Here is a 15,030-nt window from a genome sequence, read left to right as displayed (position 1 = left end):
ACGCGGCCTGGGCGCCGGGCGGCGAGCTCGCGCGCGGCCACCGCTTCCGGGGCGGGCCGGGGCGGGAGCCCGGGCGCGGGCCGTACCCCATGGACCAGCGGGCCGGGCGGTCTTACGGCTCGCGGTTCACCAGCAGTCTGCCGACCGCCTGTTCCAGTTCGGCGATGCGGTCGGCGAGGTGGGCGCGGTCGATCGTTGAGGCGTCGCGCAGGAGGAGTTCCAGGTCGGCCAACTGGCCGGCGATATCTGCCAGATGGGCCGCTTCGCCGGGTGTGGGGGCAGTGGTTGCCGCCAGGTGCGGGACAGGGCCTTCAGGGGGGCCACCGGCCGTCTCGGTCCCCTCGGGTGCCTTGGGTTCCGCGGAGGGCACAGATCGCGCGGATGGCGCGGATGGTGCGGGGGGCGCGGATGGTGCGGACGCGGCCGATGCGTCGGTGGGTGCGGCGGCCGCCGGGCTCTCCTGTGTCTCGGCAACCTCACGAGCCTCCTCCAGCCCATGATCCCCTTCCAGCCCATGACCCTTCTCCAGTCCCTGAGCCTCCTCCCCGCCACGGGCTTCCGCGGAAGTAGCCGTGGACGCAGACGCGGAAGTAGACGCGGAAGTAGAGGTAGAAGCAGAAGCAGAAGCAGAAGCAGGAGGAGATGCAAACGTGGGTGCCGAGGCGGACGTGGCCGCGGACGTGTCCGTCGCCTGTTCCGTTTCCGCGCCGCCCGGGCGGTTCTCCTTCGTCAGGAGGCGTTTCAATTGTTCGGCCTGAGCGGCGAGTTGGCGGTTCTTTCGGTGGAGGTCCAGGAAGACGTTCACCTTGGTACGCAGGAGCCAGGGGTCGAAGGGCTTGATGAGGAAGTCGGCGGCGCCGACCGTGTAGCCGCGGTAGGCGTAATTGGGGTCGACCGAGGCGCCGGTGAGCAGAATGATGGGCACGTCCTTCGTCTGGTCCAGGCCCTTGATGTTGGCCGCGGTCTCGAAACCGTTCATGCCGGGCATCAGGACGTCGATGAGCACCACCGCGAATTCCTCGCGGAGCATTGCCTTGAGGGCCTCTTCGCCGGAGCGGGCGCGGACGACCTTCTGGGTGAGGGAGCCCAGTACGGCCTCCAGTGCGACGAGGTTTTCCTCCATGTCGTCGACGATGAGGATGCTCGATGTGGTGTCCGGTGTCGTCGTCATGACCGCCGTCCTGACTCCGGTCCCGCCGTTCCCCGGTCCTGAGGGGTACGCGGCGTCCCCGGGGCGTGGTACGCCCGGGCCGCCGTTCCGCCGTCGCCCTGCCGGCCGGCTGCCCCCGCCTTGTCCCCGGCTCCAGGGCCGGCCCCGGCCCCTTCCCCTGCCTCTTCTCCTTCCGCTCCCCTTTGCGATTCCCTTTCCCCCTCCCCCTCCCCCTCCGCTTCCCTTTCCCCTTTCCCCTCTGCTTCCCCGTGACCGCCGTCCCCGTCCCCGTCCCCGTCCCCAACCCCGGCGTACGGTTCGCAACTGCTCCCGGAATCCGCGGTCGGATTCGGGTCCAGCAGGCGGCAGATCACCGAGAGGAGACGGTCCACGTCCACCGGTTTCGGGATGTAGTCGTTGGCGCCGCTTTCGATGGTCTTTTCCCGGTCGCCGGGCATGGCCTTTGCGGTGAGCGCGATGACCGGCAGCTCCGCGAATCGAGGGGCTTGCCGGATCGCCTTGATCATCTCGTAGCCGTCCATTTCCGGCATCATGATGTCCATCAGCACCAGGGAGACGTCCGGTGTCCGGTTGAGAACTTCCAGCCCCTCGCGGCCGTTCTCGGCGTATTTCACATTGATGCCGACCCGGCCCAGTACGTGGGTGAGCGCGAAGACGTTGCGGATGTCGTCGTCGACGATGAGGATCCGGCGGTTCGCCAGGATCTGGCCGGCCCGCCCGCTCAGCCAGTCCTTGAGGCGGGTGGTCTCGGGCCAGGTCACGTCGCCGCCGTCGGGGGCGCGGGGGCCCGTGCGGGGGGTGGCCGGCTCGGGCTGGGCGGGGAAGAGCTCGCCACTGGTCGGGCCCTGGCCGCCCGGCGCGGGGGCGGACGGGCCGGACGGGGCGGACGGTGCGGACGGGGTTGACGGTGCCTCCACGGAGCCCGGCGCGGCCGCGGCGGCAGGGACGAGCCCGGTCCCGCGGTCGGCCCCGCCACCGGTACGGCGTTCCGTCACGCCACCGGTACGGCGTTCCGTCACGCCGCCGGTACGGATCTCGGGCCCGCCGTCCGGCCTGGGCTCGGTGCCGTCGACGGGCCGGGGTGATGCGGCCGGGGCGGGGGCTGGGAGCGGTGCGGTGTAGCGGGCCGGGACGTAGAGGGTGAAGGTCGAGCCGACGTCGGGTTCGCTCTCGGCGGTGATCCGGCCGCCGAGCAGCGCCGCCATGTCGCGGCTGATGGACAGGCCCAGGCCGGTGCCGCCGTACTTGCGGTTGGTGGTGCCCTCGGACTGCTGGAACGCCTCGAAGATCCCGCCGAGTTTCTCCGGCGGAATACCGATGCCGGTGTCCTTGACGGAGAACGCGACGACATCGTCGGCGGTGCGCAGCGATTCCTCCTCGAAATGCCGCCCGGAAACGCGGGCGACGAGGAGTTCCACGCCGCCGGTGGAGGTGAATTTCACCGCGTTGGAGAGGAGGTTGCGGAGGATCTGCTGGAGGCGCTGTTCGTCGGAGAACAGTTCCTCGGGGACGTCGTCGGCGACCTTGATGTCGAAGGTGAGGCCGCGGTCGACGGTGAGCGGCCGGAAGGTGGCGCGGACGTAGTCGACGAGTTTGGTGAGCGGCAGCGGCTTGGGGTGGACGTCCATCCGGCCGGCCTCGATCTTCGACAGGTCGAGGATGTCGTTGATCAGCTGGAGCAGGTCGGAACCGGCGCGGTGGATGGTGACCGCGAATTCCACTTCCTGCCCGGAGAGCCGGCCTTCGGGGTTGTCGGCGAGCAGCCGGGAGAGCACCAGCAGGGAATTCAGCGGGGTGCGCAGCTCGTGCGACATGTTCGCCAGGAATTCGGACTTGTACTGCGAGGAGGTGGCGAGGAGTGCGGCCTTCTCCTCCAGTTCGGCGTTGGTGAGCTGCAACTCGTCGGAACGCTGGCGGAGTTCGGCAGTGAGCCGCTGGGATTCCGAAAGCAGCGATTCGGTACGGGAGTTGGCGATGATGGTGTTGATGGACACCCCGATGGTGTTCACGAACTGGTCGATGAAGGCGAGGTGGACATCGCTGAAGCGGCTGAAGGACGCCAGCTCGATGACGCCGAGCACCTGGTCCTCGAAGAGCACCGGCAGGATGACGATGCTGGCCGGGGCGGCGGCGCCCAGGCCGGAGCTGATGGTGATGTAGTCGGGCGGCACGGCGTCGACCACGATCCGCTTCTTCTCCATGGCGGCCTGGGTGATCAGCCCCCACCCGGGGGTGCCCAGGCGCAGCCGCGGCAGGGAGCGCCGGCCCTCGGGCTGACCGGTGCCGTAACCGGCGATCAGCTCCAGGCCCTCGCCCGGCTCGGCGCCCGCCTCGGCCAGGAAGAACGCGCCGAACTGGGCGTTCACCAGCGGGGTCAGCTCGCGCAGGATCAGGTCGGCGACCTCCACCAGGTCGCGGTGGCCCTGCATGAGGCTGGCGATACGGGCGAGGTTGGACTCCAGCCAGTCCTTGGCGCGGGTGGTCTCGCGGAGGTTGGCGACCATCAGGTTGATGTTGTTCTTCAGCGCGGCGACCTCGCCCTGGGCGTCCACGGTGATCGAGCCGGACATGTCGCCCTGGGTGACCGCGCTGGCCACCTCGGCGATCGCGCGCACCTGCGTCGTCAGGTTCAGTGCCAGGTCGTTGACGCTGGTGGTCAGCCGCTTCCAGGTGCCGTAGACGCCCTCGACCCGGGCCTGGCCGCCCAGTTGGCCCTCGCTGCCGACCTCGCGGGCGACCCGGGTCACCTCGGAGGAGAAGGAGGAGAGGGTGTCGACCATGGTGTTGATGGTCGTCTTGAGTTCGAGGATCTCGCCGCGGGCGTCGACGTCGATCTTCTTGGACAGGTCGCCCTTGGCGACGGCGGTGGCGACCTGGGCGATGTTGCGGACCTGGGACGTGAGGTTGTCCGCCATGAAGTTGACGTTGTCGGTGAGGTTCTTCCAGACGCCGGACACGCCGTGGACCTGTGCGCGGCCGCCGAGCCGGCCTTCGGTGCCGACCTCGCGGGCCACGCGGGTGACCTCGTCGGCGAACGCCCGCAGCTGCTGGACCATGGTGTTGACGGTGTCCTTGAGTTCGAGGATCTCGCCGCGGGCGTCGACGTCGATCTTCTTGGACAGGTCACCGTTGGCGACGGCGGTGGTCACCTGGGCGATGTTGCGGACCTGGGACGTCAGGTTGAGCGCCATGGAGTTGACGTTGTCGGTGAGGTCCTTCCAGACCCCGGACACGCCCCTGACCTGCGCCTGACCGCCCAGGTTGCCCTCCGTGCCGACCTCGCGGGCGACGCGGGTGACCTCGTCGGCGAAGGCGGAGAGCTGGTCGACCATGGTGTTGATCGTCGACTTCAGTTCGAGGATCTCGCCCTTCGCCTCGACGGTGATCTTCTTGCCGAGGTCGCCCTCCGCGACCGCGGTGGCGACCTGGGCGATGTTGCGGACCTGGGACGTCAGGTTGTCCGCCATGAAATTGACGCTCTCCGTGAGGTCCTTCCAGACCCCGGATACGCCCCTGACCTGGGCGCGGCCGCCCAGCTGGCCTTCGGTGCCGACCTCGCGGGCGACGCGGGTGACCTCGTCGGCGAAGGCGGAGAGCTGGTCGACCATGGTGTTGATCGTCGACTTCAGTTCGAGGATCTCGCCGCGGGCGTCGACGGTGATCTTCTGGCTCAGGTCACCGTTGGCGACGGCCGTGGTCACCTGCGCGATGTTGCGGACCTGCCAGGTCAGGTTGGACGCCATGAAGTTGACGTTGTCGGTGAGGTCCTTCCAGACCCCGGATACGCCCCTGACCTGGGCGCGGCCGCCCAGCTGACCTTCGGTGCCGACCTCGCGGGCCACGCGGGTGACCTCGTCGGCGAACGCCCGCAGCTGGTCCACCATCTTGTTGACGGTCAGCTTCAGCTCCAGCAGCTCACCCGTGGCCTCGACGGTCACCTGCTGGGTCAGGTCACCGCGCGCCACGGCCGTGGTGACCACCGCGATGTCCCGCACCTGCGCGGTCAGCCGCGACGCCATGGTGTTGACCGCCTCGGTCACGTGCAGCCAGTCGCCGGACAGCCCCTGGACCTTGGCGCGGCCGCCCAGCCGGCCCTCGGTGCCGACCTCGCGGGCGACCCGGGTGACCTCGCCCGTGAACAGGGACAACTGGTCGACCATGCGGTTGACCCCGCTGCCCAGGCGGCGCAGATCGCCGCGCAGTTCCCGGCTGCCGTCGTGCAGCTCGACGTGCTGGGTCAGATCGCCGTCGGCCACCGCGTCCAGCACCCGGGTGGCCTTGGCCAGCGGCACCATCAGCGCGTCCAGCACGGTGTTGGCCGCCTCGACGCTGGTCGTCCACGTGCCCTGGCCGGGGCTGGCGGAGATCCGCTCGTCCAGCCGGCCCTGCCGGATGATCTCTCCGCGCACCCGTTGGAGTTCGGACGAGAGATGGGCGTTACGGGCCACGATCTGATTCAGGACACCGGCCATGTCCGCCAGGAGACCGTCCCCGGCGGGGCCGTCCGGGATCTCCACCCGGCTGGTGAAGTCCCCGTCGCGCAACGCGTTCATCGCGGCGAGCAGCGGCCGCAACTCGCTCGTGCGTACCCACTCCCCGTGGCCGTCCGGCCGGGGCGGGTCAGGAGCCATGGCGCACCATCCCCCCAATGATCGTTGTGGAGAGATACATTCCCGCGGAGAGATCCTTTTGGGGCAGGTATGACATAGTATAAAGCGCTTGTAATTACTTTCTCCCGGTATATCAGGGGCCCGTAGTGGCAGCGCTGTCCAGCCCGTACGCGACGGAAACCGTGTCCCGGAAGGGTCTGCCGGCCAACCAGCTCGCGGCTTCCGGTGCGCGCAAATTCGTCCGCGCGCTGCTCACCGAACGGGCCGCCGCACCGTCCGCCACCGCCGGCCCGGGAGCCCCGGCGATCAGCTCCGAACTCATCTACACCGCGGTCCTGCTCACCAGCGAGCTGGTCACCAACGCCGTGATGTACGCCGGCACCGACATCGACGTGACCTGCCGCCTGGAACACGGCCCGCCGTCCGGCCCCGCCACCGGGAACGGCCCGGCGACCGTGGGCGTGGTCCTGGAGGTCTCCGACCGCCACCCCGCCCGGGGCGTACGAGGCGGGGTGGACGCCCGTACGGGAGAGCCCGGCTACGGCCTCCAGCTGGTCAGCGCGCTGTCGGAGTCCTGGGGCGTCACCTACCGCAGGTCGGTCAAGACGGTCTGGTTCCGGCTGGAGGCCACCGAGGGGGAATCGGTCGGCCCGCAGCCCCAGCCGCGGCCCCCGGCCGAGGAGCGCGCCGACTCCCCGCCCCGGCGCTCCCACCCGGCTGCCGGGCTCCCGGCCGCGCACGCCGCCGAATGGGCCGACCGCGGCGGCCCGTCCTTCCTCGCCGAGACCAGCGAGCTGCTGGCCGGCCAGCTCGACCAGGACATGGTCACCGCGCTCGCCGCCCAGCTGCTGGTCCCCCGGCTCGCCGACTGGTGCGCCATCTGGCTGAGCACCGAGGGCGGCGGACGGCAGCTGTCCCGCGTCTGGCACGTCGACGAGCGGCGCATCCCCCCGCTCCGCACCGACCTGGAGCGCGACCCGCCCCGTGAGCTGTTCCGGACCGGCGGCACCCCCTGGCCCTGGCCGGAACACGCCGGTGCCTCCCCCGCGGGCGGCTCCGCGCTCGCCTTCCCGCTCATCGCCCGCGACACCGACCAGGGCGTCCTGCTGCTCGGCCGGGCCGGGCAGCTGCGGATGACCGACACCGTGGTGCGGATGGTCGAGGACGTCGCGCGGCGGGTCGCCCAGGCCGTCCACACCGCCCGCCAGTACACCCGGCAGACCACCATCAGCCTGGCCCTCCAGCGCCGCCAGCTGCCCTCCTCACTGGCCAGCATCGAGGGCGTGGACACCGCGATCGTCTACGAGCCGCACGGCGAGGGGCAGACCGTCGGCGGCGACTTCTACGACGTCTTCCCGATGGGCGGCCGCCGCTGGTGCTTCCTGCTCGGCGACGTCCAGGGCAAGGACCCCGAGGCGATGTCCGTCACCGGCCTGGCCCGGCACCTCGTCCGGCTGCTGGCCCGCGAGGGCCACGGCGTGGAGTCCGTCCTCGGGCGGCTGAACCTCGCCATGGCCGAGGAGACCGCCGAGGCCATGGAGCTGGGCGGCGAGCAGGCCGGCGCCCGCTTCCTGAGCCTCCTCTACGGTGAGCTGGAGGTCGACCCCGGCGTGCCGGGCGCCCGCTGCACGGTCGCCAGCGCCGGGCATCCGCCGCCGCTGCACATGTTCGTCGACGGCACCGTCGAGTCGGCCTCCGAGCCGCAGATGCTGCTCGGCATCGACGAGGGCACCGAGTACCACGCCAGCTCCTTCGACCTGCGGCCCGGCGAGACGCTGCTCTGCGTCACCGACGGGGTGACCGAACGCCGGTGCGGGAACTGGCAGTTGGACGACAACGACGGCCTGATCGGGGTGCTGCGGGACGGCCTGGGCCTGGGCGCCAAGGCGCTGGCCGAGCACGTACGGCGGGCGGCGCACGACTTCGGCACCGGCCCGGTGGAGGACGATCTGTCGGTGCTGGTCCTCCAGGCGCTGCTGCCGACGGTCGAGCCACGGGGCTGACGGGCGGCCGGCCGCCGCCCGCGACGACCCCACCCGCCCGGCGGGCCCTCCCCGTGGGTGAATTCCGGCCACACGTCCCGGCCGGACCCGGCCGACCGGCCACGGCACGCAGGTAATCGAACAGAAGGAAAGAATCAGCCTCGTGCCCGCCGGCTAGTGACATACCGCCTGGTATGCCAGCACAATCACCAGGAAATTACCCTCGCGTAACGGCCGCTGTCTTGGGAGGCCCCTGGTGTACAGCACGATGCAGGACGTACCGCTGCTGATCTCACGAATCCTGACCCACGGATCCACGGTCCACGGTCAGTCCCAGGTGACCACCTGGACCGGCGGTGAGCCGCACCGCCGCAGCTTCGCCGAGATCGGCCACCGGGCCGCCCAGCTGGCCCACGCACTGCGCGACGAGCTGTCGGTGACCGCCGAGGACCGGGTCGGCACGCTGATGTGGAACAACGCCGAACACATGGAGGCGTACCTCGCCATCCCCTCCATGGGAGCGGTGCTGCACACCCTCAACCTGCGGCTGCCCGCCGAGCAGCTGGTGTGGATCATCAACCACGCCGAGGACCGGGTCGTCCTCGTCAACGGCACCCTGCTGCCGCTGCTCGCCCCGCTGCTGCCCCAACTGGAGGGCCTGCGGCACATCGTGGTCGTCGGCCCCGGCGACCGGTCCGTCCTGGACGGCGCACGGGCCCGGGTGCACGACTACGAGGAGCTGATCGCCGGCCGCCCGGAGACGTACGACTGGCCGGACCTCGACGAACGGGACGCCGCGGCCCTCTGTTACACCTCCGGCACCACCGGCGACCCCAAGGGCGTGCTCTACAGCCACCGTTCGCTCTACCTGCACTCGCTCCAGGTCAACACCGCCGAGGCGTTCGCGCTCTCGACGCGCGACCTCACGCTGCCGGTCGTGCCGATGTTCCACGTCAACGCCTGGGGCCTGCCGCACGCCGCCTTCATGGCCGGCGCCTCGCTGCTGATGCCGGACCGCTTCCTGCAGCCCGCCCCGCTCGCCGAGATGATCGAGACCGTACGGCCCACCATCGGCGCCGCCGTCCCCACCATCTGGCAGGGCCTGCTCGCCGAACTCGACGCCAACAAGAGGGACGTCGCCTGCCTGCGGACCGTCGTCATCGGCGGCTCCGCCTGCCCGCCCGCCCTCATGCGCGGCTTCGAGGAGCGGCACGGCATCCGCGTCGTACACGCCTGGGGCATGACCGAGACCTCCCCGCTGGGCTCCGTCTCGCACCCGCCGGCCGGGGCGAGCGGCGAGGCCGAGTGGGGCTACCGCGCCACACAGGGCCGCTTCCCCGCCTCCGTCGAGGCCCGGCTGATCGGCCCGGACGGCGCTCAGCTGCCGCACGACGGCACCGCGGCGGGCGAGCTGGAGGTCCGCGGCCCGTGGATCGCCGGTGCCTACTACGGCGGCGCACAGGGCGAACCACTGCGCCCCGACGACAAGTTCAGCCCCGACGGCTGGCTGCGCACCGGCGACGTCGGCACGATCACCCCCGACGGCTACCTGACCCTGACCGACCGCGCCAAGGACGTCATCAAGTCCGGCGGCGAATGGATCTCCTCGGTCGAGCTGGAGAACCACCTGATGGCGCACCCGGACGTCACGGAGGCCGCGGTGGTCGCCGTACCGGACGACAAGTGGGGCGAGCGGCCGCTGGCGACCGTCGTGCTGAACCAGGGCGCGACCATCGGCTACGAGGAGCTCAAGGCGTTCCTCGGCGAGCGGATCGCCCGCTGGCAGCTGCCGGAGCGCTGGGCGGTGATCCCGGCGGTGCCCAAGACCAGCGTGGGCAAGTTCGACAAGAAGAAGATTCGTGAAGCACACAGGTTGGGCAAGCTCGACGTGACCCGACTCGACTGACCTTGGCTGAGTGCCCGCATAGAGCCCCTGGCACCCGCTAGGGGCTCTTGTTCCTCCCCTGTCCGGATGCCCTCTTGACGCGATCCCTACCCCCCCGCGAGGGGCATTGCGTAGAAGTCCGTGCAACGGCATAGCTCGGGAGGCTGCTGTGTCGCTACGGTTCATCGCCAAGGACCCGAACACGGATGGGGCCAACTGCCCCACCGCGTGGGTGGACGAAGAGAAGCAAGAGATTGTGTTGCAGGGTTGGACGGTGGACGAGGCCACGCGTGCCGAGTGCCTGAAGACCGGACCCATCCCCGACAGTGAGACCGTCATTCGGCTGCCCATGCGCATGGCCGCCGCTCTCCGGGAGGCTTGCGATGCCGCAGACGGCACCGCCGTTCACTGAGCTGCTGGCGAACTGCCAGCGGTCCGCCGTGCATCTTGAGATGCGCGACTTCTACGACGATCCCGACGAAGCCCCGCGCGTGGCCGCGTGGAAGGCCGGGCATCGGCCCGACCCGAACGACCGCGCCTCTTGGTGGCGTCCGTGGCTCGACATGGTGTCGGAAGCCGTGTCCCGTGGCGTGGTCATCCGCCGCGCCCGGATCGTCTCGGAGCCCGTGAGCGAGTACACGCGGTACCTGTACGACGGCACGTTTACCAACGTCGCCGCTGGTGAGCAGATCCGTTGGCTTCCCCGCCGGAACGCCTCAGACCTTGCCCTGCCGGGCAATGACTACTGGTGCTTCGATGATCGATTGGTGAGGTTCGGCTACTTCTCGGGTGAGGGCGTATACCTCGGCGATGAGGTGGACGACCGCCCCGAGGTGGTCAAGCTCTGTGCCTCGGCGTTCGAAGCCGTGTGGGACCGAGCCATTCCGCACGACCGCTACAAGATCTGAGGCCCGACAGCACCAATGGCCCGTTCCCCGTCGTCCAGCGTTCAGGATGCCCGTGAGGCACTGGCAGCACGTCTCCGGGAGATTCGCCTAGATGCTGGGCTGACGGGGCGGGAGGTGGCCCTACAGGCCGGCTGGCACCCCTCCAAGGCAAGTCGGTTGGAGAACGCGGTTACGCCCCCGTCCGACGCTGATATCCGCGCATGGTGCGGCATCTGTGGGGTTGACGACCAAGCGGCCGACTTGATCGCCGCTTCACGTTCCGCTGAGTCCATGTATGTCGAGTGGCGACGCCTACAGCGCACGGGGCTGCGCCGACTGCAAGAGTCGTATGTGCCGCTCTTCGAGCGCACGCGGAACTTCCGGATCTACTGCTCCAACGTCGTGCCGGGGCTGCTCCAGACCCCCGCCTACGCCACGGCGTTGCTCTCTGAGATCACCGACTTCCGGCAGTCCCCGAACGATGTCACGGAAGCCGTCGCCGCCCGTATGGATCGGGCGCGCGTGCTGCGCCAAGGGGATCACCGTTTCGCGATCCTGGTTGAAGAAGCCGTCTTGCGGTACCGCATGGGCGATGCTGCGGTAATGGCTGGGCAACTCGGGCACCTGCTGTCGATCATGTCGCTTCCGGCCGTATCCCTGGGTGTCGTGCCGTTCTCAGCTTCGCGGCACATGTGGCCGCTGGAGACGTTCAGCATCTACGACACCGAGCAAGCCCAGGTGGAGCTACTGACTGCCGCTGTCAACGTCACTGCCCCCTCTGAGATCGGGCAGTACGCCAAGGCGTTCGATCGGCTGTCTGAGATTGCCGTGTACGGGGGCGCAGCACGCGCCCTGATCACCGACGCCATAGGGGACCTCGGGTAAGTCGCGTGCAATTCCGTAGAACATCGTGGTGCCCCACCGTGGCCCGTTCCTAGCTTGTTGGCCACGGAGCGCAGCTACGAGGAGCGGGCGACCATGGCGAGCGAAGCGAGAGCACGACTGGCCCAGAGCATCGCAGAGCACGGAAATGACGGGCTGCTACTCGTCTTCAATGACGCCGAGGACCCGCTAGGGACCAGCGCAGAAGGCGCAGACCTGGCCCCGCATTCCGGTGTCGGCGGTCCCCGCCCGACTCTGAGGGAGCGAGTAGCGGAAGCCAACCGGCAGAGCCGCTTGGGCCGACCGTGACGACAGCCCCGGAGCGCCCGAAGAGGAAGCAACGGGCAGGCCGCACGGGGTATGGCGGCGGGCCGCCCAGGCAGCCGAGTCTGATCGAGTGGTTGAACGAGATGGCCACCATCTGCGGGATGTGCTTCGGTCACCGGACGGTGTGGTGCCCCTGCTGTGCGGGCTTTGGTGGCTGCTCGACGTGCCAGGGGCGCGAGAAGGTTCGGTGCCCGCAGTGCGCGGGCGGAAGGTTCGACGGCTGGAGATGGTGAGGCGATTCCTCGGCCGCATCTTCTGGCTGTGCTTCGTGCTCACGGTCGCCGCTTCGTGCGGCTTGATCATCACCCTTGCCGCTACAGGCAACTTATGAGCCCCCGCCCGTCTGTGGGAGGACAGCGGCAGTCGGGCGGGTCCACACCCCATCAATTGGAAGGGGAACCATCGCATGACCGTCATGGTCGAAGCTCAGAGCGGTACCACGTACCGCGACCCTCGGGCGCTGCTGAACGCGGTACGCCCGCACGTCAGGGAGTGCACCTACAACGTGCTGGAGAGCCCCGGATCGGCGGGGCTCGACCTCTGGGACCGCGAGATCGCGCTTCTCATGCGGGACAACGTCATGGTTCGCGACATGGCGGAACGGATCCTCGGCAACTCCGTGGCGTACCTGATCACCGCCATGGAACACCCGAACGTGCACCTCGGCGTGGGCAAGATCGTGGACATGGGCGTTCACCAGATCATTCTGGACACGCCCGTGTACTTCGCGTTCTGCGACGCGTACAACCACGGCCGGTACAAGCACCACGCGCCGCTCATCGAGCGCCGGACGGATGGCCTGGTGATCCGTACGGCCGACTTCCTACGCTCGAACGGCTTCGACGCCGACGAGGAACTGTGGGCCATGGACGGCAGCAACTGCTCTCCGTGCGACAACAAGGTCCCGGACAGCCACTGACGGGCCTACTGTGGGCGCCCCTGCCGGAGTGCCGGCGGGGGCCGCCCCGGCCCAACTATGTAGAGAGGTCCAGTCGTTGACAGCGCCGCACAACCTTGACCATGAACGCGCCCTATGGGACACGTTCGCCGAGAGCGCGTGGAAGGACGTGACGGACGGGAATCCGGTGTTCTGCTGGACCCAGTACGCGGGTCACGGCCCCGGCCCGGAACTTCTCGGAGACCCGGCGACGGCGCTAGAGATCGGATTCGGTACCGGAAGGCATCTCGCCCACCTGGTCCACAGGGGCGTCAAGGTGACGGGCGTGGACATGTCCCCCGTCACGGTGAACAACGCCGCCGAACGGTGGGGCGCGCTCGGCGCGCAGTTCCTCTGCGCCGAAGTGATCGAACATCTGGCCGACAGCACCGAGACGTACGATGCCGTGTATTCGATCTTCGGGGCGGCCTGGTTCGCCGACCCCGAGCGGTTGTTCCCGCTCGTTGCTCGGGCGCTCAACCCCGGAGGCGCGTTCGTCTTCTCCCAACCTCCCGCCATCCCCGGCGCCTACGGCCCCCAAGGCATGTACAAGGGCGGGTTCGCTGGCCCCGCTATGTACACGTACCGCTACAGCTATCCGCCGGAGCAGTGGGAGGCGTATCTCCTTGCCGCCGGATTCGCGGCGGCGGAAGCCCGTGTGATCGAAGCACCGAAGGCAGGCCACATCGGCACTCTCATCGTTCGAGGAGTCCGGGAGTGACCGAGCCCCGGCGAGCCGTCGCCGCTGACGCTGGAGAACTCGGCAGAATGCGGGCCGCCCTGGTGGAAGATGTCGGCCCGTGGAACCTTCGACTGATCCAGTTCTTCCGAGAGAACGTCGAGTCGGACCGTATGGCCGCGTTCGTCGTTGACCGTCCCGGCGGTCTTGCTGCCTGTGCTTCCGGCACGGTAACTCGGTCGGTGCCTGGCCCCGACCATGAAGGTGTCGTCGGGTACATACACACGGTCTACACCGATCCTGAGTATCGGCGTCGAGGCTACGGGCGGGCCGTGACACAGGCCCTGATGGATTGGCTCGCGGAATGCGGCTGCACGCTGCTCACGCTCAACGCGAGCGATGAAGGAGAGCCGATGTACCGTGCGCTGGGGTTCGGCGTGAATCGGCGGGCTATGCGGCTGATCCGAGTCGCTAGCCATCGCGGATAAGACCCCGCCCCAGTAGGCGAACGCGAGCGGTGCGCGCGGGTCCAAGGCGGCCCTAGGCCGCACCCCACTGGTGTGCCTGGTCGCCTTCCCACTCCACCCAGCTCGGGTCATCCATGACCGCCCCTGGGTCGGTCATCCCGGCCTTTTCGATGAAGACGCACAGGTCATGATCAGAGAATGCCGTACCGAGGGTTTCGGTCCGGTCGGAGTGGCGCACGCTTACTCGGCGGCCACCGCTCGCCGATGGTCGGTGAACGACGATGGGTGCACTTCCCATGCCATCCATTGTGCTCGTTTGGCTCGCTGCGCCTGAAGGTAGGTCCCGTGCCGAAGTGTCCCCGCTGTGGCTCTGAGTGCCCCGCAGACCCTGAGAACGGCATTCCGTGGTGCGCACGGTGCGGGGCGTTCTTCGGGCTCTCGGCGCCTTCCTGCCGGGGCTTGTGGTGGTGGCGCAACGCTGCCACCCGTGCCCCCGTTCGGCCGCGCGAGCACTGAGCGGGCCGCCACTGTCTGCCCCGTCCGTCTGTCGTTCCCCCGTGGCAGATGGGCGGGGCTTCCCCGTGCCGTACGGAGAGCGCGGGAATGACGAAACCCCCGGCCCGAGAGCGCGGGGGGTTCCTGTTGGGCGCTGCTGCGCCTACTCGGAGAGGTGACGGTAAACGGTGGCCTGTCCGACTCCGAGAGCCTTGGCGATCGTCCCGTAAGACTTGCCAGCCGCCCGGCGAGCCTTGGCCGCCGCGATCATGTCTTCGGTCATAGCCTTGGGCCTGCCCCCGGTACGGCCCTGAGCCTTGGCGGCTTCCAAACCGGCTCGGGTGCGCTCCACGATCATGTCTCGCTCAAGCTCGGCGAACGCGACCATCATCGTGAAGAAGGTGCTGCGGCGGCAGTACGCGGACGGCGAGCTGGACGTCACGCTGCTGGCCTGAACCGGCCCACCGGGCGCCCGACGACCGGGCGCCCGGTACCGCCTCATCAGGGAAGTCCCCTAGGGAGCGTATTTGGTTGTGATCAAGGGGCCGCTCGCGTGAGGTCCTTGATCCAGATCACGGAGGCCCGGAGGTGGAGTCCCGCGAGGTAGCTCCCCGGGGTCTTGTCGTAGCGGGTGGCGATGCCTCGCCATGCCTTCATCCTGTTGATCGCGCGTTCGACGGTGTTCCGTTCCTTGTAGAGCTCGGTGTC

10 protein-coding genes and 1 pseudogene are annotated in these 15,030 nt (G+C 69.1%); 8 read left to right on the top strand and 3 right to left on the bottom strand.

Annotated elements, in window-relative coordinates:
• Nucleotides 1-730 precede the first annotated feature (730 nt).
• Nucleotides 731-1,171 (bottom strand): annotated as a pseudogene (locus tag AB0G35_RS01905) (response regulator); the annotation flags it as partial.
• A complete protein-coding gene (locus tag AB0G35_RS01900; RefSeq protein WP_360942136.1) occupies nucleotides 1,168-5,802 on the bottom strand; it encodes a HAMP domain-containing protein in 4,635 nt (1,544 codons plus the stop codon). The gene AB0G35_RS01900 and the pseudogene AB0G35_RS01905, both read right to left, overlap by 4 nt.
• A 125-nt stretch (nucleotides 5,803-5,927) precedes the next feature.
• Between AB0G35_RS01900 and AB0G35_RS01895 the strand changes: the two genes are divergently transcribed.
• From AB0G35_RS01895 to AB0G35_RS01860, 8 genes are all read left to right on the top strand, one after another.
• A complete protein-coding gene (locus AB0G35_RS01895; RefSeq protein ID WP_360942133.1) occupies nucleotides 5,928-7,784 on the top strand; it encodes a SpoIIE family protein phosphatase in 1,857 nt (618 codons plus the stop codon).
• A 235-nt stretch (nucleotides 7,785-8,019) separates the two neighbouring features.
• Nucleotides 8,020-9,669 (top strand): long-chain fatty acid--CoA ligase, encoded by a 1,650-nt coding sequence (locus AB0G35_RS01890; protein ID WP_360942130.1) that lies wholly within the window; start codon nucleotides 8,020-8,022, stop codon nucleotides 9,667-9,669.
• Nucleotides 9,670-9,817: 148 nt separating this feature from the next.
• Nucleotides 9,818-10,060 (top strand): hypothetical protein, encoded by a 243-nt coding sequence (locus AB0G35_RS01885; protein ID WP_360942127.1) that lies wholly within the window; start codon nucleotides 9,818-9,820, stop codon nucleotides 10,058-10,060.
• Nucleotides 10,032-10,556 (top strand): DUF6879 family protein, encoded by a 525-nt coding sequence (locus AB0G35_RS01880; RefSeq protein WP_360942124.1) that lies wholly within the window; start codon nucleotides 10,032-10,034, stop codon nucleotides 10,554-10,556. Before AB0G35_RS01885 ends, AB0G35_RS01880 begins: the two co-directional genes overlap by 29 nt.
• Nucleotides 10,557-10,571: 15 nt before the next feature.
• Nucleotides 10,572-11,420 carry a helix-turn-helix transcriptional regulator gene (locus AB0G35_RS01875; protein ID WP_360942121.1) on the top strand — a complete coding sequence of 283 codons (849 nt, stop codon included), beginning with the start codon at nucleotides 10,572-10,574 and terminating at the stop codon, nucleotides 11,418-11,420.
• Nucleotides 11,421-12,150: 730 nt separating this feature from the next.
• Nucleotides 12,151-12,663, top strand: a complete 513-nt coding sequence (locus AB0G35_RS01870) for a hypothetical protein (RefSeq protein WP_360942118.1) — start codon at nucleotides 12,151-12,153, stop codon at nucleotides 12,661-12,663.
• Between the two features lie 76 nt (nucleotides 12,664-12,739).
• Entirely contained in the window at nucleotides 12,740-13,402 is a 663-nt protein-coding gene (locus AB0G35_RS01865) for a class I SAM-dependent methyltransferase (protein ID WP_360942115.1), read from the top strand.
• On the top strand, nucleotides 13,399-13,848 hold the full coding sequence (locus AB0G35_RS01860) for a GNAT family N-acetyltransferase (protein WP_360942112.1): 450 nt from the start codon (nucleotides 13,399-13,401) through the stop codon (nucleotides 13,846-13,848). The genes AB0G35_RS01865 and AB0G35_RS01860 overlap by 4 nt, the downstream gene beginning before the upstream one ends.
• 637 nt (nucleotides 13,849-14,485) lie before the next feature.
• On the opposite strand, the gene AB0G35_RS01855 is transcribed toward AB0G35_RS01860, so the two are convergent.
• Nucleotides 14,486-14,680 carry a helix-turn-helix domain-containing protein gene (locus tag AB0G35_RS01855; protein WP_360942109.1) on the bottom strand — a complete coding sequence of 65 codons (195 nt, stop codon included), beginning with the start codon at nucleotides 14,678-14,680 and terminating at the stop codon, nucleotides 14,486-14,488.
• Nucleotides 14,681-15,030: the final 350 nt, after the last annotated feature.

It is taken from the genome of Streptomyces sp. NPDC021749 (assembly GCF_040640655.1).
In the GTDB taxonomy this organism is placed as follows: Bacteria; Actinomycetota; Actinomycetes; order Streptomycetales; family Streptomycetaceae; genus Streptomyces.
The sequence above is the reverse complement of the archived record's forward strand: the minus strand, read 5'-3'. Positions and strand labels throughout refer to the sequence as shown.